At 42.8% G+C, this 25,033-nt stretch carries 23 protein-coding genes and 3 pseudogenes; 11 read left to right on the top strand and 15 right to left on the bottom strand.

Annotation, left to right across the window (positions count from 1 at the left end; all coding sequences use genetic code 11):
- Window positions 1-138: 138 nt before the first annotated feature.
- The gene (locus GCU48_RS14270; protein WP_025717553.1) at window positions 139-561 is read right to left on the bottom strand and encodes a hypothetical protein; all 423 of its coding nucleotides are present in this window, start codon (window positions 559-561) and stop codon (window positions 139-141) included.
- A 287-nt stretch (window positions 562-848) separates the two neighbouring features.
- Here GCU48_RS14270 and GCU48_RS14265 point away from each other — a divergent pair, with 287 nt between their 5' ends.
- Window positions 849-1,313: a MarR family winged helix-turn-helix transcriptional regulator gene (locus GCU48_RS14265; RefSeq protein WP_025717554.1), complete on the top strand. Its 465-nt coding sequence runs from the start codon at window positions 849-851 to the stop codon at window positions 1,311-1,313.
- A 97-nt stretch (window positions 1,314-1,410) separates the two neighbouring features.
- On the opposite strand, the gene GCU48_RS14260 is transcribed toward GCU48_RS14265, so the two are convergent.
- The 3 genes and pseudogenes from GCU48_RS14260 to GCU48_RS14250 all read right to left on the bottom strand — a co-directional run.
- Entirely contained in the window at window positions 1,411-2,967 is a 1,557-nt protein-coding gene (locus GCU48_RS14260; RefSeq protein WP_152380436.1) for a glycoside hydrolase family 32 protein, read from the bottom strand.
- 105 nt (window positions 2,968-3,072) lie between these two features.
- A complete protein-coding gene (locus GCU48_RS14255) occupies window positions 3,073-4,572 on the bottom strand; it encodes a glycoside hydrolase family 68 protein (RefSeq protein ID WP_152380435.1) in 1,500 nt (499 codons plus the stop codon).
- A gap of 567 nt (window positions 4,573-5,139) precedes the next feature.
- Window positions 5,140-6,384 (bottom strand): annotated as a pseudogene (locus tag GCU48_RS14250) (ABC transporter ATP-binding protein); the annotation flags it as partial.
- 36 nt (window positions 6,385-6,420) lie between these two features.
- Here GCU48_RS14250 and GCU48_RS29205 point away from each other — a divergent pair.
- The 8 genes and pseudogenes from GCU48_RS29205 (at window position 6,421) to GCU48_RS14210 (ending at window position 15,292) form a co-directional block, all read left to right on the top strand.
- A pseudogene (locus GCU48_RS29205) lies at window positions 6,421-7,425 on the top strand (LacI family DNA-binding transcriptional regulator).
- Window positions 7,426-7,757: 332 nt separating this feature from the next.
- Window positions 7,758-8,693, top strand: a complete 936-nt coding sequence (locus tag GCU48_RS14240; protein WP_152380434.1) for an alpha/beta hydrolase — start codon at window positions 7,758-7,760, stop codon at window positions 8,691-8,693.
- Between the two features lie 18 nt (window positions 8,694-8,711).
- Complete coding sequence (locus GCU48_RS14235; RefSeq protein ID WP_152380433.1) at window positions 8,712-9,521, top strand: alpha/beta hydrolase; 810 nt, start codon at window positions 8,712-8,714, stop codon at window positions 9,519-9,521.
- A gap of 40 nt (window positions 9,522-9,561) precedes the next feature.
- Window positions 9,562-10,518: a carbohydrate kinase family protein gene (locus GCU48_RS14230; RefSeq protein ID WP_152380432.1), complete on the top strand. Its 957-nt coding sequence runs from the start codon at window positions 9,562-9,564 to the stop codon at window positions 10,516-10,518.
- Window positions 10,519-10,530: 12 nt separating this feature from the next.
- On the top strand, window positions 10,531-12,000 hold the full coding sequence (gtfA, locus tag GCU48_RS14225; RefSeq protein WP_152380431.1) for a sucrose phosphorylase: 1,470 nt from the start codon (window positions 10,531-10,533) through the stop codon (window positions 11,998-12,000).
- A 168-nt stretch (window positions 12,001-12,168) separates the two neighbouring features.
- Window positions 12,169-13,497: an MFS transporter gene (locus GCU48_RS14220; protein WP_152380430.1), complete on the top strand. Its 1,329-nt coding sequence runs from the start codon at window positions 12,169-12,171 to the stop codon at window positions 13,495-13,497.
- A 140-nt stretch (window positions 13,498-13,637) separates the two neighbouring features.
- On the top strand, window positions 13,638-14,444 hold the full coding sequence (locus tag GCU48_RS14215; protein WP_152380429.1) for a Nif3-like dinuclear metal center hexameric protein: 807 nt from the start codon (window positions 13,638-13,640) through the stop codon (window positions 14,442-14,444).
- A gap of 44 nt (window positions 14,445-14,488) precedes the next feature.
- The gene (locus GCU48_RS14210) at window positions 14,489-15,292 is read left to right on the top strand and encodes an alpha/beta hydrolase (protein WP_152380428.1); all 804 of its coding nucleotides are present in this window, start codon (window positions 14,489-14,491) and stop codon (window positions 15,290-15,292) included.
- A gap of 29 nt (window positions 15,293-15,321) precedes the next feature.
- Here the strand turns inward: GCU48_RS14210 and GCU48_RS29200 are convergent.
- The 10 genes and pseudogenes from GCU48_RS29200 to GCU48_RS26940 form a co-directional block, all read right to left on the bottom strand.
- A pseudogene (locus GCU48_RS29200) lies at window positions 15,322-15,429 on the bottom strand (IS30 family transposase); the annotation flags it as partial.
- A gap of 404 nt (window positions 15,430-15,833) precedes the next feature.
- Window positions 15,834-16,055 (bottom strand): hypothetical protein, encoded by a 222-nt coding sequence (locus GCU48_RS28880; RefSeq protein ID WP_152380427.1) that lies wholly within the window; start codon window positions 16,053-16,055, stop codon window positions 15,834-15,836.
- A gap of 322 nt (window positions 16,056-16,377) precedes the next feature.
- The gene (locus GCU48_RS14195; RefSeq protein WP_152382166.1) at window positions 16,378-17,892 is read right to left on the bottom strand and encodes an MDR family MFS transporter; all 1,515 of its coding nucleotides are present in this window, start codon (window positions 17,890-17,892) and stop codon (window positions 16,378-16,380) included.
- Between the two features lie 171 nt (window positions 17,893-18,063).
- Window positions 18,064-19,617 carry an ABC transporter ATP-binding protein gene (locus GCU48_RS14190; RefSeq protein ID WP_152380426.1) on the bottom strand — a complete coding sequence of 518 codons (1,554 nt, stop codon included), beginning with the start codon at window positions 19,615-19,617 and terminating at the stop codon, window positions 18,064-18,066.
- The gene (locus tag GCU48_RS14185) at window positions 19,610-20,197 is read right to left on the bottom strand and encodes an ECF transporter S component (RefSeq protein ID WP_152380425.1); all 588 of its coding nucleotides are present in this window, start codon (window positions 20,195-20,197) and stop codon (window positions 19,610-19,612) included. The genes GCU48_RS14190 and GCU48_RS14185 overlap by 8 nt, the downstream gene beginning before the upstream one ends.
- A 161-nt stretch (window positions 20,198-20,358) precedes the next feature.
- Window positions 20,359-21,126 (bottom strand): energy-coupling factor transporter transmembrane component T family protein, encoded by a 768-nt coding sequence (locus GCU48_RS14180; RefSeq protein ID WP_152380424.1) that lies wholly within the window; start codon window positions 21,124-21,126, stop codon window positions 20,359-20,361.
- The gene (locus GCU48_RS14175; protein WP_152380423.1) at window positions 21,110-21,706 is read right to left on the bottom strand and encodes a GNAT family N-acetyltransferase; all 597 of its coding nucleotides are present in this window, start codon (window positions 21,704-21,706) and stop codon (window positions 21,110-21,112) included. The genes GCU48_RS14180 and GCU48_RS14175 overlap by 17 nt, the downstream gene beginning before the upstream one ends.
- A 364-nt stretch (window positions 21,707-22,070) precedes the next feature.
- Entirely contained in the window at window positions 22,071-22,259 is a 189-nt protein-coding gene (locus tag GCU48_RS14170) for a hypothetical protein (protein ID WP_152380422.1), read from the bottom strand.
- Window positions 22,213-22,764 carry a hypothetical protein gene (locus GCU48_RS14165; protein WP_152380421.1) on the bottom strand — a complete coding sequence of 184 codons (552 nt, stop codon included), beginning with the start codon at window positions 22,762-22,764 and terminating at the stop codon, window positions 22,213-22,215. The genes GCU48_RS14170 and GCU48_RS14165 overlap by 47 nt, the downstream gene beginning before the upstream one ends.
- 154 nt (window positions 22,765-22,918) lie before the next feature.
- A complete protein-coding gene (locus tag GCU48_RS26940; protein ID WP_167518697.1) occupies window positions 22,919-23,089 on the bottom strand; it encodes a hypothetical protein in 171 nt (56 codons plus the stop codon).
- Window positions 23,090-23,310: 221 nt separating this feature from the next.
- Here GCU48_RS26940 and GCU48_RS14160 point away from each other — a divergent pair, with 221 nt between their 5' ends.
- Both GCU48_RS14160 and GCU48_RS14155 read left to right on the top strand, forming a co-directional pair.
- Window positions 23,311-23,790: a GAF domain-containing protein gene (locus GCU48_RS14160; RefSeq protein WP_025717103.1), complete on the top strand. Its 480-nt coding sequence runs from the start codon at window positions 23,311-23,313 to the stop codon at window positions 23,788-23,790.
- 89 nt (window positions 23,791-23,879) lie between these two features.
- A complete protein-coding gene (locus GCU48_RS14155; RefSeq protein ID WP_152380420.1) occupies window positions 23,880-24,356 on the top strand; it encodes a hypothetical protein in 477 nt (158 codons plus the stop codon).
- Window positions 24,357-24,492: 136 nt separating this feature from the next.
- Here the strand turns inward: GCU48_RS14155 and GCU48_RS14150 are convergent, their stop codons facing one another.
- Complete coding sequence (locus tag GCU48_RS14150; RefSeq protein ID WP_025717101.1) at window positions 24,493-24,858, bottom strand: MerR family transcriptional regulator; 366 nt, start codon at window positions 24,856-24,858, stop codon at window positions 24,493-24,495.
- Between the last annotated feature and the right edge of the window lie 175 nt (window positions 24,859-25,033).

Raw genomic sequence — 25,033 nt, 5'->3', positions numbered from 1 at the left:
TTTCATGTGGATGTCTAATCATTTAAGTTTCCTCCCCAGATCTGTAACAAATTAAGCCACAAATATAAGCGAAAGCACCTTCAAGACCACGATTTCAATGGGTGTGAAGGTGCCTTTTTATATACTGTATTGGAAAAGTTAGAGATGGATGCTGCCGGAAAAGCCATCCACTTCATCTTCCGGCTGTTGATCAGAGCTTACATTATGCTCCTTTATCGTATTGTCATATGTTTGAGAAGAGCCGTTTTTATACGCTTCGCTCCAATCTTCATTGATAATGTGCGCCGGGATAATCCAATCCTCCGGGCTATAGCCTGGGTTTTGTACATTGATATTACCTTGCGCACCTGGACGAAAAGTGAGAATTCCCGTCTCAATGATGCTTCCCTCATAGGCTTGGCAAATCTCCAGTGCAGATAGCACATCCTGGTTCTCAACATGAACCCTGAGACCCGTGTCACCGTTTGTGCTGGCAGCGTATCCAATTTCCTTTAATGTTTCACAGGCTTGTGCAGCCTGTTGCGGATCACGAAATTGAAAACGGAATGAGCCCGTATCCATGTGCCCTCATCTCCTCTGAAATACTTATTTTGTTAGTTGGGATTTATACCGTTAGGTTATTTTTTAATATAACCAACCGGAACGGGTTTCTTACATTCAAAACCTTTATTTTTCAAAAATTTACTTTAAAGCTTTGAAATTAAATAATTAAAAAAGCAGCTACTGTGACAAATCGCATGTTATCCCTACGTAAATCCCTTTATGCTAGTAACAAGGGTATGGTTGCCCGGTCATCCGAACCGAGCGGTCAAAGGATGCCCAAATCCATACATAAAGGCGGAATGAAGATGATAGATTACCGAACATTGGTGACACAGCAATCCATGCATTTATATAGCGTGTTTGCCAAGTCATTCAAAAGTGTAAACGAACATGCGGTTGCTGGCATCAAAACGATGGGCTTCAACCCAACGGCCTTCGCCGTGATGGAAGTTCTATATCACAAGGGAGCGCAGCCGATCCAACAGATTGGAGCCAAGCTGCTGCTGCAAAGCGGAAATGTCACTTATGTTATCGACAAGCTGGAGAGCCGCGGTTATTTGCACCGTCACCCGTGCGACCAGGATCGTCGGATTATATATGCAGAATTGACGGACGAAGGACAACGCGTCATGGACGAAATTTACCCTGACTATACACGTCAAATTGAACGTGCCTTTAGCGGCATCAGCGAAACCGAAAGAGATCAGCTTATCGGTTTACTTAAAAAATTGGGGCGCAGCGCTGATAACCTGTCACCCTATCACAAATAGACTTACCAGATCGGCTAATTACCTAACTGTAAGTGGCGTTTTTCACAAAGAGTCCGCACCACGTGTATAGTGGGGCAGACTCTTTATGTCTATCTGTTCACTTAATAAAATTGTTGATAACCACATTTTTGAAAATAGCTGTACCGCCATCGGCAAAAAGGGTAATTCCCTGATCATCCATACGAGGGAAGATTAAATTGGAGTGCACCACTGCTCCATCGTCTACAAAAACTTCGATACTGGTCTTATCGACTAGAATTTTCAGGTGAACGTTTTTATGGTTCACGTCAAAGGGCGCCTTGCTCTCCACATAGGCTCCACTCTGATCCGGCTGTCCTGTATATCCTCTGTTAACATAAGAGTATTGGCCTTCCAATGAAACGCCGACATCCACATGACGTTTGCCATCCTTCGATTCTCGTAGTCTCAAGCCTGCATTTTTAAGCGTTGACCATGAAATATCCGCCTCTAGCTGATAAGCTTCTGCCTTCACCGGAAGCGTGTACGTACCATTCACCCTGATCTGTTCAAATGACTTCATTGAGGTTGGCAATTGCTTCAAAGCTTCGATCGGCTGTGAAACCAAGCGATACCCTAGTCCGTCTACTTGTTTCAGTCGAATTTGACGAACGATGGAATCCATCCCGTTAAAGCCTTCTTTTAGCGTAGGCGTGTTGTTGGCATAATCCCAATTGTTCATCCAGGCCAGCGCATAACGGTGGCTGTATTTATCGTTGCCTTTTCCTTCCTCGAACGTCACCGCCCCATACCAATCAAAGCCGTAATCCAGCCACTCGGGCTTACTATCGTCCGGGGAAAAATGGTTACCGTCGAAATTTCCCGTCCAATAGGCATATGTGTTAGGTTCTCCTGTTGATTTCCCGTTTGCGCTTGCGCCCAAAATCCACTTATAGGTTCCATCGTCCGCTCGCATTTGGTAGAGGTCGGGACATTCCACAAGTCCGATATTTTCGGTGCTAAAGCCACTCATATAATGCCATTTCTTTAAGTTGTCAGACTCATAAAAGCCAATCTTCGTACCTTCCGCCATGACCATGATCCATTTATTGCTGCGCATATCCCATATGATTTTCGGGTCTCTGAAATCCCGGGTACCCGGATTCTTCATCACAGGAGTGTCGCTATAAGAAGTAAATGTCTTGCCTTTGTCAAGGCTATACCATAAAAATTGCTCTTGCTTTCCTCCATTGGCAGACGGCTGCGTCACAATAGCGACCAGAGCACCTTTGCCAAACCCTGCACTGTTGTTATCATCGCTCACAACCGAGCCAGACCACGGGTCGCCATTCGGATTGGTATATTTGGGGATCGACACGCCCTCATCCTGCCAATGAACCAAATCAGTTGAGGTGGCGTGCCGCCATTCTGTACCATTTTTTTCAGGATAATCTCGGTTATATAAATAGTAATAATGGTATTTCCCATCCATATAAATGGGCCGCTGCGGATCATTTTTCCACTTATCCGGAACAGTAAAATGATAGGCCGCCCGATAGGTCGGGTTTGTAGGAGGTATTGGAGTTTTGCTCGCATCCCGTTGGTACATACTCCAACCCATAGTTATGAAGATTGTTAAGCCTGTGATGATTACAACGGATCGTATCCAAATGCTCTTGGAAGCTATTTTTTTCATTATGACGATCCTCCTTACCTCCCATTGCATCGTTATGTACCGTCCGAAGACGACAGATCGGTCAGCTACCAAGCTGCCGTCTTCGGACATGCTGCATCTACCTACTTATTTCTTTCCATACTCATATGGAGGTTCTTTTTTGTCATCCGTTGGATCAATCGTGATTTGCCCTTGCTCCAGAATACCGTTTTTGACAACAGAGGTTTTCAAGCCTTTAATATTCAGCAGGAAGCTTGGTGCGAAAGTGGATTTGTGATCCGGGAAAAGCCCTCGATTGGTCATATAGCTCGAAACGACTACGTTATTGCCTTTACCTTGCGGGATAGCAAAATGGGCATAAGTCCAGGTAATATCATCACGATCCAGATCCTGATGAAGAACGAGACCGGTTCCATTCAACGGTTTGTAAGGCCCAGTCAAGGAAGTAGAAGCATAACCCAGCATGTAAATATCATCGTCACCGATCGCATCAACAGTCACCTTGGAGCCTCTCGTGCTCGTAAATAAGTACCACAAACCATTCATCTTGAACACATTCGCCCGTTCAATTTCATCCGTTACCAGATTGGACGCAATCAAAGGAGGCATTACTTTTTTCAAAGTATAATCGTTATTCAATTCAACGATGCCCAGTGCGCCGTTGGCCAATTCAGCTCCCTTTTTCTTGGGACTTTGCAACAGATTACGAAGCTCTTCCGTGAAAAATTCGTTATTACCACCATAATAAGCTGAGTTTTGAAGAGAATCCTCGCCCTGGTAGCCTGTTTCTGTCCCTGTGTTCGCTTCAAATATAATATATTTGTGGCCTTGATCCTCGACATAGTGAGGGTCTCTAAACGTATGGTTATCCATATCTACACCGACGCTTTGCTGAACATTTTGATAGGTTTTACCATCTCCACCGTCATAGATCGGTTTCAAATCCTCGACACCATCCACTTTCAGTGTCTCCTCATCAGGCTGAGAGAGATTAATTTGAGCCGTGGTCAAGGTTTGTTTACCGTATAGTTGGTTACTCGGCTCAAAGGGCTGTCTGCTGGTATAAAATAAGCGTACTTGTCCATTAGAGGTTAAGGTAGCAGAACCGGACCATTCTTCTGACTGATTTTTTAGAATCGGATCGTTCGCAAGTAATTTATCATTGTCTTTAAATACTCTTCCGGCATTTTTCCAGCCGCTCAGCGAGGTATTACCCGCTTTTTGATAGAACAGATATATAAATGTATCCTCTGCTCTTTTAGGATCGCCTGCCAATCCAAAAACGATATTATACCCTTTGTAATTGGCTACTGTGCCATCGGCATTTTGTAACGGCCAAGAGTCCCAGACATCGAAATCAATCAGCTTGCCTGAGCTGTCGCGGCCTTTTGCGGAAGGAATATTCTTAATTGTAGATGCATCAAAGGACGGAACCTCAAATTTCTCTTTGCCTTGCTGTTTGAAAATATTCAACATGTCATTGCGTGTAATGTGCGTAAATGCATTGTCTGTTTTGAGATCAGATTCATCCGTGTCTTTGGCAAAAGCTTGAATACCCCCTCCCAATAGCAATGTGGTTGCCACAGTTAATGTGGTGGCTTTTCTGAAAATTTTGTTGATTTTCAAGTACTTCATCTCCCTTGTTCTAATTATTCAAGTCTAGATTAGAAACCAACTTTTTTGGTTGGTAGGGCCATTTTATATGGTATGACAAGCGATTGATATAGACTGAAAATCCCCTTTATTAAGGCTGAAAGCAGGATGCTCCTTGAATTTCATCCTCATATTTTCCTAGTAAATTTCTGAAATTTTTGTTTTCTTTAATTTATATTGCATTCAGAAAAAATTGTTACTTGCTTTTTTTGCATATTCAATTTTGCCTGCTTGCTTGCTTCATTTCCATCCAAAATCATTCAAAAAAATTCATAAAAAGCTCTAATTGCAAACGAATTCAAAAAAATAGTTCTTTAGTAGTCCACTATCCGATGAAGAAATACGTTGGCTTCGTCTATGATTAAGTCCAATTTACTATTTTATTTTTTATGTAATCATATACATATAAACGCATGACATAAAAAAGAGACAGCCCTCCCCCTTATTTGGGTATCCCAGACTGTCCCTTTTTTTGTATAAATATTTATATTCTTGTCTCAAAAGCTGTTATCCTGTTTTTTCAAATAGAAACCGTTATTTTTAGGACGCATGTTCAAACTGGCTATTGTATAGATCGGCATAGAAGCCGCCTTTAGCCAGCAATTCCTCATGCTTGCCCGTTTCGATAATGTTACCATCCTTCATGACCAGAATCAGATCGGCGTTCTTGATCGTTGAGAGCCGGTGGGCAATCACAAAGGAGGTTTTACCTACAGTCAGTTGGTCCATCGCTTGTTGAATCAGCAATTCCGTACGCGTATCGACCGAACTTGTGGCCTCATCCAGAATGAGCATGGGTGCATCTTCAATCATGGCTCTTGCAATAGTAATCAATTGCTTTTGACCGGCAGAGAGATTGGCTTTATCGTCCAGCATCGTATCATAGCCTTGCGGCAGTGTTTTAAGGAAGCTGTGCAGCCCTACCGCTCTACACGCAGCTTCCACCTGTTCATCGGTAACATGCTGTTTGGAAAAGACGATATTCTCACGGATCGTTCCTTCAAACAACCAGGTATCCTGCAACACCATACAGAATAATTCATGAATATTCTCACGTGTTAATTGGCTGATCGGGGTTCCGTCAATATAGATTTCCCCACCGTTCAGCTCATAGAACCGCATAAGCAAATTCACGAGCGTTGTCTTACCGGCGCCTGTCGGACCAACAATGGCAATTTTCTGACCAGCTTCAGCTTTCATAGAGAAATCCTTGATAATCATACGGTCTTCTTTATAACCGAAACGGACATGTTTAAATTCGATATTCCCTTTGGCGTTGTCCAGCTTCTCGGTCTTATCGCTCTCATCCGCCAATTCTTCTTCACCCAGAAATTCGAATACACGCTCACTGGCGGCAGCCGCAGATTGCAGATTGGTTGCGGCCTGTGCCAGCTGTGACAAAGGCTGTGTAAACAGACGAATATACACCATGAAGGCTACAATAGTTCCGATCGTTATAGTATGTTGATTCACCAGCAAAGCGCCCACGACACAGACCGCGACATAACCGAAATTCCCGATGAACATCATGACCGGCATCATCAGGCCAGACATGAACTGGGACTTCCATGCATTTGTATATAAGCGGCCGTTAATGCCATGGAACACTTCCTTGGCTGCTTTTTCTCCATTATATACCTTGACTACGTTATGACCGGCATAGGTTTCTTCGATATGACCGTTGATCTGGCCAAGCTCCGCTTGCTGTGCTACAAAATATTTCTGTGAATGCTTCATAATTACGGTCATCAGTGAAAAACCGATCAGCATAGCTACGATCCCGGTTTATAGAAGATTAGTCAATGTATGTGAGGTGATAGTATGAAAACGAAAGCGAAACCCAAATTAGAAGATGTTGCTAAACATGCCGGTGTTTCACCAACCACTGTTTCTAGAGTGTTGAATAACCGTGGTTATATTAGTGAAGAAACTCGAAAACGTGTTCATAATGCAATGGAAAAAATTAATTATTTCCCTAATGAAATGGCTAGGTCTTTATTTACAAAACAAAGTAATATTATTGGATTAATTTTTCCTACAGTAAGTAATCCCTTTTTTGCTGAGTATAATATCGAAATTAAATGTGAAGAATTAGGCTATAAAGTGTTTCATGTAATAGCTTAAATAATATGGATAAAGAAAAAATATTTAGACATGCTCCAACGAAATCAAGTAGATGGAATTATTGTTGGAAGTCATAATAGAGGGATTTTTGAACAAGTTTCAACAAGCTTACCTATTGTTGCTGTAGATCAATATATTTCAACTTCAGCGCCAATTGTTTCATCTGACAATTATTTAGGTGGTAAATTGGCAACGGAACATTTGATTAAAAGAGGTTGTAAAAAGATTATTCATATTAGTGGGCCGAGCAGATTAGATACTCCTACACATTTACGAACCTCTGCATACAAGGATATAATGACAGCTTACGGTCTTAAGCCAATTATCTATGAAATCAATAAAACTTTTAATGCTAAAGAAAATCATAAAGTCATTTCGCAAGTTTTTCATGAAAATCCTGATATGGATGGTATTTTTGCAAGTGACGATATTATTGCTGCTAACATATATTATAAAACTGTAAAAATAAGGAAAAACGTCCCGGAAGAGTTAAAAATAGTTGGTTTTGATGGAACAGAAGCAGTTAGAAATTTACTCCCACAATTAACCACAATACAACAGTCTATACCATAAATGGAAGAAAAAGCAGTTATAATACTGGATAAGAAAATTAAAAATGAGGAAATTTCTTCTCATTTATGTAAGCCTCTAGATATCATACTTGTCGAGGGTGCTTCAACGACAAATGTTTTTGTAACCTAAAATTCCCCCCGTGATTACGGAATCAGTCTTTTAAGTAAATACACTAAATTTTTCAAAAGGCTACAGGTTAAAAATTAACAGTGGCTTTTTTGTTATTCTCTACCTAAAAGAGCAATATTAATTTTCTTTTATTTAAAAAAACCCGTATGATAACCGCTTGACACATTGAGTGTCAAGCGGTTATCATACTTTCATAGTATACGTTTTCTTGATATCAGGATAAAAGAAAGATTTATGACAACCGTTTGACATGCAAACGCTTTACATTTATATATTATGAATATGAAAACGCTTTATAGTTGTTGGTATCTCAGTGAAAGGATGTTTATATTATGGAATTTTTAAATAGAGTGAAAGCGGAATTAAGAGAAAATTTGAAAGCGGTACCAATCATTCAACTTCCACAAGATTTGGCTAAAACAAGACAAGTTCCCATTCCGTCTAATGCGAATTCGGAACACGTTAGAATTACTGAACGTTTTATCCCTGGTGGCGATGGACAAGAAATGTTGATTAAAATTTATGAACCAGTTCAGAGGAGTAAAGAAGAATTACCTGCTGTTCTTTGGAGCCATGGAGGAGGATATGTGTTAGGTCATCCTAATGGTGAAGACAGCCTTTGTGAAAGTATTGTTCAAGCAGTCAATTGTATTGTGGTTTCACCAGATTACCGATTAGCCCCTGAGCATTCGTATCCCGCAGCTATTGAAGACTGCTATGCTACATTGGTATGGATGACGAGTGCAACAAATGAATTGAATGTTGATCCAATGAGGGTTGCAATCGGTGGAGGAAGTGCAGGTGGAGGATTAACTGCGGCATTGGCATTAATGGCACGCGATAGAAAGGGCCCGGTTATATGTTTTCAAATGCCATTATATCCAATGGTTGATGATCGAAATATTACACCATCCAGCTACGAAATTACCGATATTCATGCGGTTTGGTTCAGGTCAAATAACATATCGGCTTGGGAAATGTATCTAGGGGATTCTGCTCATGGTGAAATCTCCCCATACGCAGCACCAACCCGCGCAAAGAATTTGGAAGGACTACCTCCGACCTATACATGTGTAGGTCAACTAGATCCTTTCCGCGATGAAACAATTGATTATGTTGCACGTTTAGCTCAAGCAGGAGTGGATGTAGAATTTCAATTATATCCTGGATGTTTTCATGCTTTTGAGCATATCGTCCCGGATGCGGAAATCAGCCAGCATGCCAAAAACGGGTACATTGAAGCACTTAGCAGAGCATTAAATGGTTAATTAGAGGAGGAGCCGAATTTGATACATGAAATTATTGATATACGTACACAACATTCAAAGTCTAAGTTATATACGTATATTTTAGATAACTCTCCAGAAATAGATAATACTCGAAAACGCCCTCTGGTCATTATATGTCCAGGTGGTGGATATGAGTTTACTTCTGATCGGGAGGCGGAACCTATAGCAATCAAAATGAATGCGATGGGATTTCATTCATGTGTATTAAGGTACAGTGTTCGCCCTGCTACTTTTCCAACAGCATTATTAGAACTATCTATGGCAGTTGCTCTTACTAGGAAAAAAGCAGAGGAATGGCATGTTGACATAAATAAAATCATTGTGGTTGGTTTTTCAGCTGGCGGCCACTTGGCAGCCAGTTTAGGAGTTTTTTGGAAAAGTAGTTTTTTATCGAAAGCCCTGGGAATCCCAAATGAAATGATAAAACCTAACGGGATTTTACTAAGTTACCCGGTTATTACATCTGGTACGTTTGCACACGAGGGTTCATTTAAAGCTTTGTTAGGTGATAACTATGATGAGCAATTACATCAAGTGTCATTAGAAAAATATGTTTCTTCCGATACTCCACCAACATTCTTGTGGCACACGTATACAGACGAGCCTGTTCCTGTCGAAAATAGTTTTTTATTTGCTAATGCACTTTTGAAGAATAAAGTAAGTTTGGAAATGCATATTTACCCGAATGGGGTGCATGGGTTGTCCCTTGGAACTGAGGAAACTATGGCTTTAGATAATGAAAGGACCATTCAACCTGAAGTTTCCAATTGGATTAAAATGGCGGGACGCTGGATAAGTGGGCTCTAGATTAAAAGTAATAAAAGTTAAATAAATCCGGAGGAACTACATGTATAAGCTGGATGATAAAATCAATTTTCAAAATAAAAGGAATGACATCTTAACAGTCGGGGAAATTCTTATCGATATGATATCAACTGATTATGATGATCATTCTAAATGTAACACCTATCAGAAATTTTTCGGTGGATCTCCTTCTAATATTGCTGTTAATGTTAGTAGATTAGGGATTCATTCTCTCGTAGCATCAGCTTTAGGTAAAGATGGGATGGGAGTATTTTTAACTAACCAGTTACAATTAGCTGGTATTGATACTAAATGTGTTCAAAAAGTAGACTATTCTACCAGTATGGTTGTTGTTTCGAAAAGCAAATCTACGCCAACTCCAATTTTTTATCGCGGAGCGGACTATTATTTAGCTTACACTCCTGAGCTTGAAGAAGCTGTAGATAATTCTAAGATTGTTCATTTTTCCTGCTGGCCAATCTCTATGAAGCCAGTTCGTCATACGATTGAAAAAGTTATAGAGCGTGCGAGAGAGAACAACGTTTTAGTATGTTTTGACCCAAACTATCATCCGAAAATTTGGCATAAAGGAGAAGATGGTGTTGAGTACGTAAAATCGATGTTCAAAAAGGTCGACATCGTCAAACCTTCAGAGGATGACGCAGAAAGATTGTTCGGAAAAGACACTCATGAAAATCAGGTTGAGAAGTTTTTAAAATTTGGGGCAAAGCTTGTTATTATGACCTTAGGTAAAGACGGGGCAATTGTCTCAAATGGAAAAGAAATCATTAAGTTAAATACATTAGCTACAGACGTAATTGATACGACAGGAGCAGGGGATGCTTTCTGGTCCGGATTTTATGCAGCTGTTGTGAAAGGCTATACGCTTAGGGAAGCGTTTACGTTAGGGTTTGCTGTAAGTGCTTATAAGTTAAAATATACCGGTGCAATCGTAGCATTACCCAAGCTTGAAGTAATAAAAAATATGTATGGATTATAGGAGGTGTCGCGAATGGCAGTGAAAAATCAGGTACAGTTAATTACCTACCCCGATTCTTTGGGAGGTGATTTAAAGACTCTTAATCAAGTACTTCTAAATTATTTTACGGATATTTTTAAAGGAGGAGTGCATATCCTTCCACCGTTTCCCTCTTCAGGAGACCGTGGATTTGCTCCATTATCCTATTTAGAAATTGAACCGGCCTTTGGGACTTGGAAGGATATTAAAGCTATTGGCGAAAACTTTGATGTTTTAGTAGATTTGATGGTTAATCATATATCTAGGCAATCTGAATATTTTCAGGATTTTCTAAAAAAAGGAAGAAAATCTGAATATGTAGATTTGTTTATTACATTAGATAAGGTTTGGGAAGATGGAAATCCTGTTCAGGATGACATTAGTAAAATGTTCCTACGACGTTCCCTACCATATTCTACTTTTACAATTGCGGAAACTGGTGAGGAAGAAAAGGTATGGACGACATTTGGAAAGACGGATCCTTCAGAACAAATTGATTTGGATATTAAGTCAAAAAGGGTAAAACAGCTAATTACGGACTTCTTTTTAAACTTTAAGGAAAATAATGTGAAGATTGTCCGTCTGGATGCGGTTGGCTATGTTATTAAAAAATTGGGGACAAGTTGTTTTTTTGTAGAGCCCGAAATCTATGAGTTCCTTGATTGGGTCTTAGAACTGGCTAAGTCATTAGATATCGAAATATTACCAGAAGTTCATTCACATTACACTATCCAAAATAAGCTGTCCGAGCATGGATGTTGGATCTACGATTTTATTTTACCTTATCGAATTTTGGATACTTTAATCAATAAATCTAGTATAGCTCTTATTGATTATCTTAAGAATCGACCACATAATCAGTTTACAATGCTGGACTGCCATGACGGTATACCAGTAAAACCAGACTTAGATGATCTTATTGATACAACAGAAGCTAGAAAATTGGTAGATGTTTGCCTCCAAAGAGGTTCAAACCTAAGTCTAATTTTGTCAGACGAGCATAAGTCGGAGGATGGATTTGATGTCCATCAAATCAGATGCTCATACTACTCCGTACTAAATAATGATGATGATGCCTATATTTCAGCGAGAGCGATTCAATTCTTTACTCCAGGGATACCTCAGGTGTATTATGTAGGACTATTAGCTGGGGAAAACGACTATGAAAGAGTTAGAGAAACAGGAGAAGGTAGAGAAATCAACCGTCACAACTATAGTCTTATGGAGATTGAAAAATCTCTAGAAAAAGAAGTAGTCAAAAGATTATTAAAGCTTATTCGATTTAGAAACGATTATGATGCCTTTAATGGGGAGTTCAAGGTATTAGAATCCAACAAAGATGAAATTTATCTGTCCTGGCAAAAGGATAAGAAGCGTTGTACACTTTATATCGATTTTAAAACGAACAGGCCTGTTATCGATTATATTGATCGAGATGGTAAAGATACTCAATATTATGTATAACAAGTTAAATAGATAATGATTAATGAAACAGCCATACTATTATAAAAGTTTTTTTAAACCGCTTTCAATTAATAATTGGAGGGGTACTAAAAATATTATTTATTTTCGATGAAGATAAAATTAAATCATTAAGAATTTAAGGATGTATAAATTACAGGGGGGTTTATAATGTCTGAAACAAAAAAAATACCAAAGTTAAGATGGCTTTACTTTTTACCTGTATTATTTCTAATGTGCTTTTTTTCATTTGTAAGTAACTCACTTCTAAGCATTGCCCTACCTGGGGGAATGCTGAAGGATTTAGGTTTTGCTGCGAGCGTTGCTGGGATTGCGGGTGGAGTCGCGGGTATTGGAGGTATGATTTTACAGATCTCCGGTGGACACATTGCTCAAAAAGGAAAACTCAAAAAATTTCTTGGCTTTTCAACGATATGCTGGAGCGTAATAACTATTCTACAAGGGTTTGTTACAAACGGTTGGCAACTTATAGTACTCAGATTTTTACTTGGTGTTGCGGAGGGAGCTATTGTACCAGGCATCATGACTCTTTTGCCCTATTGGTTTCCAGAAAAGGATGGTGAAAGAAGTCGAGCTATAGCCGTTGTGTTTACTGCCTCCGGCATTGCAGCAACACTTACTGGACCAATCGGTGGATTTCTGATAGCAATGTTCAATTGGCAAATGATGTTTATGATTTTAGGTGTTATTAGTTTAATAATTGGTGGAATATGGTTTGCTGTAATGTATGACAGACCAGAACAAGCTAGATGGTTAAGCAAAGAAGAAAAAGAATATATTACTACAACCATTCAAAAGGAACAGAGTGCTTTAATGAAAGATGGGGGCAGTAATGTAAGTGGGGATAAGCTTCTGCCTATTTTAGGTTATCTATTAAGAAATAAGTATAGCTGGGTTTTGAGTATCGTTGGCTTTTGTGCAGTATTCGGTCAGATAGGGTTTTTTACTTGGATGCCAACAGCTATTCAGTCTGTTACGCATGCAGGTATTAGTAATGTAGGATTATTAAGTGCACTTCCATCGATTGCTGCTATTTTAGGATTGGCAGTATGGTCTAAATTAACACCGAAAATAAAGCAGCGCCGCCTTAGCACGGGGATACCACTACTGTTGTTTGCTATTGCTCTAGCTATTTTAGGTCTTTTTTCTAATAGTACAAATGCCGCTTTGTACATCGTTTTAATGTGTGTAGCTGGCTTTTTTATACAGGCTTTTATGCCTAGTTTTCATACAATACCTACTCTTATTTTCTCCAAAGAAGTTGAAGGTGCAGCTAGGGGGCTAACAGGATTTACTTCAGCATTTGGTGGATTTGCTGGTCCTTATCTTGCTGGAATTTTTATTTCAATCTCAGGTTCGCAAAAAGGAGCTATGTATGTTATGGCATTAATATTGTTCGTAGGGATGTTAGCATCTTTCATTCTTCCTAAGAATCTTGGTTTAGAAGCACAAGGTGAAAATAATCATAAAGCAGCCTGACTTTCTATTAAAAAATCCAAGAAATAATATATCAAATGAATAGTGTTAGTGATACATTCCAGCTTTAATAAACAGGAAAGGAATGTATCACCCTTATATTTATTAAAAAGACAGTTATGTTAATGAAAGTAGGAATAATAATGAATGTACAAGAAGTTATTGAGGCAATTCTCTCAGATTCATGTGGCGATATGAGACTTGAAAAAACAGGTGATCAGTTAATATGCGGGAAGCCTAATACTGAGGTCCAAGGAATTTGCACAACGTTTATGGCAACGATAGACGTTATTAAGCGTGCTATTGAAGACGGGGCAAATATGATCATTACACATGAACCCACTTTTTATACGGGAAGGGACGAGATGGATTGGCTCGAGAATGACCCGTTATATCTTGCAAAGAAAAAGTTAATCGAAGAAAACAATATTGCAATTTGGCGGTACCATGATTATATGCATATGGCGAAAACGGATAGAATTTATGATGGCCTTCTGAAAGAAATTGGCTGGGAACATAATTTGCAAGAGGAGAACCAACCTTTCATATACAAAATTAATGAAGTTACTTTGGCTGAACTCGCCAGATTTTTTAAACAGAAACTATCAATGGATGTTATTCAAATTGTTGGCAATCCCGAAATGAAATGCTCAAAGGTCGGGGTACTAGTGGGTGGAGGAAGCTTAGGTCTAGGCAGAGAACAAATGCCAATGGAGTTAATGAGAAATCATAACTTGGATGTTATGGTTTGTGGTGAAATTACAGAATGGACATTGTGTGCTTATGTCAATGATGCAACAATGCTCGGAATGGATAAGGGAATGATTGTGATTGGCCATGAGCGTAGTGAGGAATCCGGCATGAAATATATGGCGGAATGGTTGAAGCCTTTGGTCAAGAACATTCCTGTCACTTTTATTGATGCGAAAGAACCGTTCCTTTATTTATAAACCTCGACTTCATTAAAAAAATTTAGACATTAGGAGTGAATCAATTGGCCATATCACAAGTTAATTTTTACTCAAAGGCTTTAAAAAGGGAAGTTACATTCAATGCACTCTTACCGCTAGACCGCACTGACATGTTTGGGCATGGAAATACTGAGGAGCGCCCATTTAAAACTCTTTATCTTTTACATGGATATTCTGGTAATTATCTGGATTGGCTTAGTCTTTCAAGAATTCGGGAACTATCTCATAAATATAATATAGCTGTGTTTATGCCGTCAGGTGAAAACGGTTTTTATTTGGATGACAACGATAAAGGGGAATTATTTGGTGAATATATTGGAAATGAATTGGTGACGTTTACGCGAAAAATGTTTCCTTTATCCACTAAGAGAGAGGATACCTTTATTGGTGGATTATCAATGGGCGGATATGGAGCCATTCGCAACGGATTAAAGTACGCTGGTAATTTCAGTCGTATAATTGCCTTGTCCTCCGCAATCATAACTTACAGAATAGCGGGAATATCTACCGACTATAAAGATGAAGTGGCAGACTATAAATATTATAGAAGAGTTTTTGGTGACTTAAATCTGCTTATGGGCAGTGATCAAGATCCGGAGGCACTCGTCCTTAAATTAATAAAGACTAAAATGGAAATACCCGAAATATATATGGCATGTGGAACTGAGGACTTCTTGTTAGATGTAAACCAAAAATTTCATGATTTTTTAGTCTCAAAAAAGGTGAATGTCATTTATAGAGAAACAAAAGGGGGCCATACGTTTGATTTCTGGAATGATTATATTGAAAAGGCTATATTATGGGCTACCCATAATAGTGAGAATTGAGTAAAAAACTCTATTAAAATGACGGATTGTCAAGCCAAGTGCGACAGTTCTTCTGAAAAGGATTCGTGAGCAGCCTTCCAGCCCAAGCATTTTCGTGGTCTGTGGTTGATGAGGTCTAATGCTTGTGCCAGGGATTCGTGTGGAAACCAATAAAAAGTATATATTTGGTAAAAAATATATTAAAAAGAAAAAGACCCATTCTTGGAGTGGGTCTTTTTCTTTAATCTGGGTTTATTAAATTTCGCTGTGATGCGTTGGAGAAATTTCTCCATTACCTGGAGGTATAGGAACAATCACAATAGCCGCTGCCATGATACTTGCCACTATCAGTGCCAAAAACTTTTTACTCTTCATCTTCGCCTACTCCTTAAATTGATTTTCCATTTCACTGTCGTTTCATCCGTTTCCTGCACCCAGCTTAAATCGGCATATTTTTTTAAAACCTGTTGTATAGTCTTTTTTGGCATCACAGACCTCTGCTTGAATTAAATGAGCAAACGCCCAGTATACAAATGCAGGATAGAACCTTTTACTGTTTTCATCAATATGTATTCACTAAAGCCCTTAATGCATCCAATTGGTCAGTCTCGTCCAGTCGTTCCATGTAATATTCAAATTGAATGGCCGCTTCGTAGTTCTTTTGCTGGTCTTCTCCTTGCCTAGTTGGAAATAATCGGTATTGGCAAATCGACAAGCGCTCTAAATACTGTTTTTTCTCGGTTAGTGCCACGTTTTCATACAGTATGCCCGCCGCTTCATACAAGCGTTCTTCAAAAAAAATGTTCGGCTAATTCGAATAATGGAATAGCATACCTAAGTACTCGGAGATATACCAATCGTAATAATAACCGACGGTATGACCCATAGCGTCGGTTATTATTACGATTGATAAACTGAGAGCTTGCAATTTCCATTGACGAAACCGCTAATTGTGCCGGGATTCATATCGGTTATTCTGGCTAAATCGCTTGTTTTATGTGTGGTGCTATAAATTGAAGAAAGACGTTTCCGGGAAATCGGAAACGTCTTTCTTATCGTTGCTGGAGCTGGACAACAAAACTTTATTGCCCGTAAAGGAGACTCTCTTATGCATGTTCTCTCTGGGGTGATTTGATGCGCTGATCCGTCCCTTCTTCTGTGCCCGGTGGTCGATTTCGCAGCCCGAGCACGACAAACCAGCTAATCACCGCAATAACGACCATGATGATAAACAGGGAATGGAGACTGTTTTCCAATACAGAACGGAGTATACCCGCTGCCTGTCCACTCAGACTTTGTGAAGCATGAGGTGCAAGCAGACCATTAATATCCTCCTGTGTAATGCCTTGCTGTGTAAGCTGTCCATCTGCTGTCTGGGCGGCAATGTGATAATTCAGCCATGAACCGAAGGCTGCGACCCCAATCGTTTGCCCCAGCGTGCGCAGGAACGTATTCAAAGCTGTGGAGGCACCGCGCAGTTGGAACCCGACCGAGGACTGGGCAATAATCGTAAACACGGTCATCGAGAAGCCAAAGCCCAATCCGTACAATAATGTAGACAGAAAGAGCAGCCAGATCGGTGCCGTTTCCCCCATCAAGGTCATGACGAAGGCCCCTAATACAATCAGGGTCAGCCCGATCAACGAGGTTCGACGAGAGCCCAGTGTCAGTAAAATACGCCCTCCGATCATGGAGCCAAACAGCCAGCCGACCGACATCGGGGCGAGGGCCAGACCGGATGAAGCGGCATCCCCACCGTGTACGCCTTGAATCCATAGGGGCAGATAGCTGGTCAGCCCGATAAGCAGGGTGCTGACCAGAAGCGCTGCGGCACAGGAAAAAGCGATATCCCGTACCCGGAACAGCTTCAGAGGCACCATTGGTTCCTGAGCGCGTTTTTCAATAACTAAAAACAGAATCAGGAACAAAATAGCTACGGCAGCCAAGGCCAGCAATTCGGGAGAAGCCCAGCCGATGTACTGCCCGCCCAGCGCTAATACGAGCAAAAGGGCCGTCATCCCGATGGTAAAGGTAATTGCCCCCGGCACGTCGACGCGCGCAACGCGCTTGCTTACCTGTTCCCGCAGGTAACGGGCGATGAAGAACATCGCCAGCAGACCAAAGGGAATATTGAAGCCGAAAATCCATTCCCAGCCAAAATAAGTAACCACGTAACCGCCCAGGAGAGGTCCGATCAAGGAAGAAATCCCCCATACTGAGCTGATCATTCCCTGGACCTTACCGCGTTCCTCCATCTTGTATATATCTCCGATGATGGTAAAGGTAACGGGAATAACACCGCCCGCTCCAATCCCTTGAATAGCCCGGTACACAATAAGCTGCTCCATACTGCCAGCCAGCATACACAGCAAAGATCCAAGCACAAACAACGAACAGCCAACCAGAAAAATTGGCTTACGGCCAAATAAATCGCTAAGCTTACCGAAAATAGGCGTGGTTACAGCCATCGTCAGCAAATATGCCGTAAAAATCCAACTGAGCAGATTCACACTGCCCAGTGCACTAACAATCGTCGGCCCTGCCGGGCCAATAACCGTTCCTTCAATCGCGGCCAGAAACGTCGCCAACAGAACACCTGTCAGTACAAGGCCACGCTTCATGGGTTTATCTTGTCCCAAGCAAATCACAAATCCTTTCCTTATATAAGCTGTGTTGTACCTATGCGATTCGCCTGCACAGAATCGATATTACCCACACTGCATAATCGTAAACAGGCGGCCTGAATAGGCCGCCTGTTTGTAAGATGTATATAGATTATTGTCTACATCCACTCAATTTTTGTCAACTGTAATCGTATGATAAATCCCATTATTTTCCATTTTATAGAGATATCCCTCTTCCATATGCAGAACATGGCTGGCAAAGCTTTCGACCACCTGCATATCGTGGGTGATGATCAGGAAGGCTGCACCTTCGGCAGACTGTTGTGCACACATACGGAGCAGAATGTTCGCTCCTTCATAATCCGTTCCGGCGGTGGGCTCATCCAAAATGTACAGTTTTTTCGGCAGGATAAACTGCGCCGCTACGCTCAAGAGCCTTTTTTCGCCTCCGCTCAGCAGATACGGGGAGGCATCCAGCTTGCGATCCAGCTTGGCGGCTGCCAGCAAGCGCTGTGCCCGTTCCTCATACACGACGGGAATCGCCTCTCCGCTCCGCAAACCGAGCTTGACGCGAACGCTGTACAAGCATTCCTCCCATACCGTTGCTGCTGCAAACTGATGCTCAGGCTGCTGAAACACATAACCAATCCCGGTGGCAAGCTGGTGAATTGGCAGCTTCGCCATATCCTCTCCCTCCCACCACATGCACCCCTTGGGTGCAGGCAGCAGGCCCATGAGCAGCTTGCTGAGCGTGGTTTTGCCGGAGCCGTTCTCGCCCAGCAGAACGACTCGTTCGCCGGGCGCAAGGGCAAGGCTTACGCCTGTCAGCGCTGCCCGCTGCCTGCCGGGATAGGTGAAGGTCAGCCCCTTCACCTCCAGCAACGGCTGCCCGGTGCGCTCAGCCGCCGAGCCGGGCTTCGCCCCCGGCTCAAGCGGCACGTCTCCCCTCCCTGCGGGAGAGGGGAGCAGCCCCAAGGCGGCCAGCTGCGCAGCATGTTCGCGCAGCAGCGTTTCCGGCGGACCTTGCAATAGCACGGTCCCGCCCTTCAGGATGACGATGCGCTGCGCTGCGCGCGCGGTATCGTCCATACGACCGGACGCGGTGACCACCGTCCGGCCTGCGGCATGGAGCCGCTGGCAGAGCAGGACGAAGTCGCGTACAGCCGGCGGGTCCAACTGAGCCGCTGCGTCGTCGAACACGACAAGCGGCGCTTCCAGCGCCAGCACCGCAGCAATGGCAGTGCGTTGGCGCTGGCCTCCCGAGAGGCGGCGCACGAAGGAGCCGCGTTCGGGAGCAAGGCCGACGGCCTCCAGCGCAGCAGTGAGGCGCTGCGCAATTTCTGCCGGAGGCACGCGCAGGTTCTCCGGCCCGAAAGCAATCTCGTCTTCGACGATTCCCTGCACCAGTTGGGCATCCGGGTCCTGAAGCACGACGCCGACAGTGGAGGCGACAGCAGCCAGGTCAGCCGTATCGGGGTCCAGCCCGTACACGGTTAGCTCCCCAGTCCGTTCTCCTTCGCCGGAACGGGACAATCCGCCATGAAGTAGCTGGCAGAGCGTAGATTTTCCACTTCCGCTGGCTCCGACAATCGCTACATGCTCACCCACCATAATATCCAGCGTCAAGCCATGTAACGCTGGCTCGGCCTGATCATCATAACGGTAGCCAAAATCCTTCAAGGACACGGCTATTTTATATCCAGATTCACAAAAGCTATGCACGCGAAGCGCGTCCCAGTTCAAACCGTTTTAACAGGCCCGTGCGATTCAAGGCATCGCCCAACACTTTCGTGAGCAGACCACACAGGATGATACCACTGAGAATGCGCACGACCAGTGTAATCGTAAGCACCTTCCAGCCCCAATGCATATAGCCAAACATATTGGCTGCCACAATAAACCACAACGGAACCATGGCTCCACCCGCCAGCATCAGCGAAGCTACATTCCAGCGTCGATAGCGCAGTAAGGCAAATACCAGTTCAGCAACGATCATATAGCATACAGCCGCCGCGATGATAGCAGCAAAACCGTATGCAGTGCCTATAAAGGACTGTACCACTGCGCCAAATGAATAAGCAATAACCGCTGTGCCCGGCTTGCGAATAATATAGTAGGCCAGCAAACCATATATCATGTACAGTCCGACAATAACGGAAGTCGCAATAGGCCCTCCCAGACTGTTTAATGTTTTGTTAATAAGTGACAAATAAACAGTCATAACGCCGTTCAACGTTGCCAGCATCGCCATCAGCACGATATCCAGCGTTGTAAATTTTGCGAAAATACGAGATTCCTTCATATGTATTTTCTTAACTCCTCTCCATAATCTAAATGTTTAAGGTAACAGCCCCATTGTTCCCTGTACAAGCTGCTACTGTATAAATGTATTCACCCGCACTTATATTGTCAACCAAAATATATTTATAAAGTTGACAATATAAATAAAAAAAGGAATGTCGTTTATAAGCTCCACCATAAAACAGCCGTAGCTATTACAGCGACCAGAGCGGCCATAATACCCAGGTAGCTGGAACGTCCACTCTCCAGTGTGCGAAGATAAGTCCGGTCTGCATAAGCGCCAAAACCTTTTCCCTCCATAGCCAGCGCAGTCTGCTGGACTCGCCTCACTGCATTCACGAGCACGGCAGCCGCATACCCGCTCCAATAGGCTATTCGATTTTTCAGCCCTCGAGGCGGCTCCTGTCCACGAACCCGCCGTGCCGCCATCATTGTACGTCCTTCCTCTTCCAGCAAAGGAAAAAACGTTAGCGCCACCGAAATACCGAATGCAAACCGATAAGGAACACGCAAATGCAAATTCAAGGCCTGTACAAAATCTCTGGGGTCCGTTGTCGAGAGATAAATATAAGAAGCCAAAAACAGTACAAAAATCCGCAGCGTTAACGCCCCTGCGATATCCAGCCCTTCTGTTGTAATCGCAATCGGTCCCCAGGACATCACTGTATGTCCTTCACGAACCGCCAGAATAGACAATATAAAATATGGAATGCCTAAACCAATCAGGAACGACATAGCCCGAAGCTGGCGTACCAAGGTCAGACGTGCACCTAGCCAGGCCACAGCGATCAGTACAGCCAATAGCGCCGATTCGTGCAGCGTGGAATCCCATGCCATCGACAGCAGACTAAAGCATCCCACCCAAGTCAGCTTACTTAATGGTCCCAGCCTGTGCAACAGCGATGACCCGCCGTTATACTGAAACAGCATTACGCTTCGCCTCCAGTCTGAGCCACTCTTCATGCAGTAAAGAATACACCAGCATATCCTTAAAGCCTGTAGATGTATGCTGCACCTGCCGCAATAGCCCTTCCTGTGTCCAGCCCATTGAGGACAGCAAGGCTTGCGAGCCTATATTGCGCGGGTCCACCAATGCTTCCATCCGATTCAACCGTATCGTGTTATACCCGAATGACAGCACCAACCGCAGCGCCTCGGTCATGTAGCCCTGTCGCCAATAGCGTTTGGCCAGCTCATAGCCAATTTCAGCTTTATAAGCCCCGTCGGTCTGCCAATAATTAAAGCCGCAGCTTCCAATCAACTTCCCGTTCTCCTTCAGTTCGATTCCCCAGCGCAGTGCATCCTCCGTCTTCGCCAGATCATTTAACAGCTCAATCATATCCTCTGCATCCTCACGCCCAGACATACCGGAAAGGTTCAAATAACAGCGAACCTCCGGATCAGACCAGCACGTGAACATTGCAGCTGCATCCGCGGTTTCCATCCTTCGCAGACGAAGTCGCGGGCCTTCCAGCGGTGGTATATGCCCCTTACATGCATATGCACACATGTTCAATCATCCTTCCAGCATCAAAATGACAACAAATCTACGCTACATTTAAGCATACACTTCCAACAAACACAACCTTCTTTATGGTTGAGAAGCTTTTATATATAAAAATAGCCCTCCTGCTCCTAAAATCAGGAATGAGGCGGGCAACTTTTTTTATGAGATTTGCGCTCCTCTGTGTTCAGGAAGAGACATGGGTAGCGGCGCGCATCGGTTTCTTCACAACATCCTTGTACAATACGCCCAGCATCGACTGAATTTCCTGTAATTCATTGATCCCCGCGCCAGTAATGGCCAACAACGTTATACTGTTTTTACCCATAGGAAACAAGCGGGAAACAGATGAGGAACAGCCCTTGCGGAATTACTCTCCGTATTCCTTAAATTTCAGTTCATAAAATTGCCCCTTCGAATTATAGGAACCGATCAGAGCAGGCGATCCACTCTTCGTGAAATGCACGACTGCTGTCATTTTCGGGTCCAAAGTCGCTTTATATCCAGTCAGATCAACCTTCAAAAGCTCCTTGGACTGTTTGGCTGCATTTTTCAGCAAATTGGTCCTCACTGTAGGATTTCATTTTTTTGAATGCTTCTTTATAATTGGCGGGGGAATCCTGCAGTTCATGGGCAGAGACCTTCGTGACCTTGTTTGTCCCCTTCTCGACATTCACAAAAACCGGATTGGGTCCTGTTCCAAATACCAGAGTATACACAGTCTTTCCATTTTCCGTGAGCAATTGGGTCGGTTCAACCAGCGTACCCTGCTTTATACCCTCCAGACCGACAAAGACGCCCTCAGCCGCTTTTAAAACTCCCTCATCTATTTCTTCATTCTTAATGAGCTTTATTGAACGGATCACTTGACCGTCACGAAGAATAATGATGTCATTATCCAACCTCACATATAAGCCCAAAGCCCCTTTTGGCTCGCTCTGGCTTTTTTCATAGGATACTTTGACCCTTTCCGGGGTCTTATCTACGCCAGGCAGCACGGTTTTCAAAGCGGATTGGATTTGCCTCTTGTAGCTGTCCTTTAGCTCACTCCAGGGCTGGTCCAAGTATATTCTTTCTAATCCACCTGATTGGGTGACCATTAACCTGGCTGTGCTCAAAACCTTTTACACTGAAATCCCAGCCGCTCTCACCACCCATGCTCCATTTTTTCGCTCCGTCCAGGGTAAAACTCTTGCCCGTCACGTTTTTCAAATGTTCTTATGCCTTTTGCACAAGCTTACTATCCACCCCTTTGAGCGATGAAGCCGAGGTCGTCTGTGTCGATTTGGCTTGTTGGGCGGAAGCGGCATATACTTCAGCCACAGGCACTGCTGTGAGGATCAAACTGGCGACCACCGCTGAGCCAAGTGCATAATAAACCTTTTTCATATTTAACAACTCCTATCCTTTTCCTAAAATTAAGATATACATAGATTAGAGGACGAAAATGATCAAAAGGTTACAGATGGATTTTCCTCTTGACTGAATGTATACAATCGTTATATCTTAAATTAATTAACCAATGGTAAAAGTCGTTTGAATAATTGACTATTTTTGGTAATCCATGCAACAGATCCTGTAAAAATTAATGTTAGGAGCGTGGACTCTACATGTTTCAAGCTATCCCTTACGAAGGTACTCGTCAAGAACAATACGAATCCGTTCTTGGACAACTCCGTGCACTTGTTCACGATGAATCCAATACCATTGCCAATCTAGCGAACGCGTCTGCGCTACTGGGTCATTTTCTGCCAGATGTTAACTGGAGCGGCTTCTATCTCTATGATGGAACCGAGCTTGTACTTGGTCCTTTCCAGGGCTTGCCCGCATGTATACGGATTCCCCTGGGACGCGGCGTATGCGGCACAGCTGCAGCGGAACGGAGAACGCTAGTCATCGACGATGTGCATGCATTTCCAGGACATATCGCCTGTGACGCTGCTTCCAATAGCGAAATCGTGATCCCCCTGATCAAGAATGAGGAACTGATTGGAGTTCTGGACGTTGACAGTCCGCTAAAAGGCCGCTTTGACCACGATGATCGTGTATTCCTAGAGGAATTTACGTCTATCCTGGTGTCCAGTCTGTAACCAAAATTGTGCATATATATGGTCTTCCTTCGCCACAATATATGAGGGTTCTAAACCTAAAACTACCCAGCGAAGGAGTTTGATGATCAGTGTACAACACCATGGGTCCACAACAGCAGCTTCATCAATGCGAACAAATTATGCAGCAATTGGTACAACAAACACAGCAAGGAACTGCCATGTATCAGCAATTGCTGCAACAAGAGCAACAAAATGCATCCAGTCTTGAAAGCCTGGTGCAACGTGAACGTAATGCGGCTCAAATGATCCAAACCGCAATTCAGCACCATCAACAAGCTATGCAGCAATACCAACAAGTCATTCAATTGTGTAGTCAGTTGGAAAACACCATCCGCTCCAGCAGCCAAATGACTCAACCTGGATTTGGTGATAACTATGCCTCCCGCAGTATGCAACCATCTTCCTATGGTACAGGAAGCCATATGAGTCACAGCTTCCCGCAACATATGGGTATGGCTGGGCAACAGTATGCAACCAGCGGGAACATGCAACACTATGGAAGCAACAGCCAGCAAGGCATGAGAACGACACACAGCAGCATGTAAAGAAGGCTTTACACACAAAAGGGATGAACAGTAAGCCGTTAAAACTCAGCTTGCTGCTCATCCCTTATTACACTTCTTCTCACAGCCTTTTTCGCCAGCTGCCGAGTTCTCATGCTTATTCAATCAATTCTATTGTTTAAAATTTCCCCATAACTACACGATCATAATAAGCGATTTTCTGAATGATCTTCTCCAAATTGCTCTGTGTTTGGGCCATATGTTCTTCTATCTTTTTCTTATGGTCTACAAGAAGCTCTCTTCTCTCATGTATGGTAGCTTCGCCTTGTGCATTAAGCTCAAGATATGCCTTAATCTCTTCAATCGTCATCCCGGTATCTTTCATAGCCATAAGGAACCTAATCCAGTCGATTTGCTTATCCGTATATACTCTTCTTCCGCCTTCATCCCGACCGACATCAGGCAATATCCCCTCTTTTTCATAATAACGCAGTGTTGATGCAGGCAATCCACTCTTGATTTGAACTTCTCTGATGGAGTACACGGTTAATTCCCTCCTCATTCTTCTACTCTCTTAAAGTCAGCTTTAGCCATAAGTATATGTTTTTATAGAAAAGAGCGCAAAAAAAGAAAACATATTTTGGGATATAATTGTATACTTTTCAACAATTTACTTAATATATGCGATTGCTCCTCTAAGCCTATTCTTTTTTATCCTC

This window comes from Paenibacillus brasilensis (assembly GCF_009363115.1).
GTDB classification, from domain to species: Bacteria; Bacillota; Bacilli; order Paenibacillales; family Paenibacillaceae; genus Paenibacillus; species Paenibacillus brasilensis.
The sequence above is the reverse complement of the archived record's forward strand: the minus strand, read 5'-3'. Positions and strand labels throughout refer to the sequence as shown.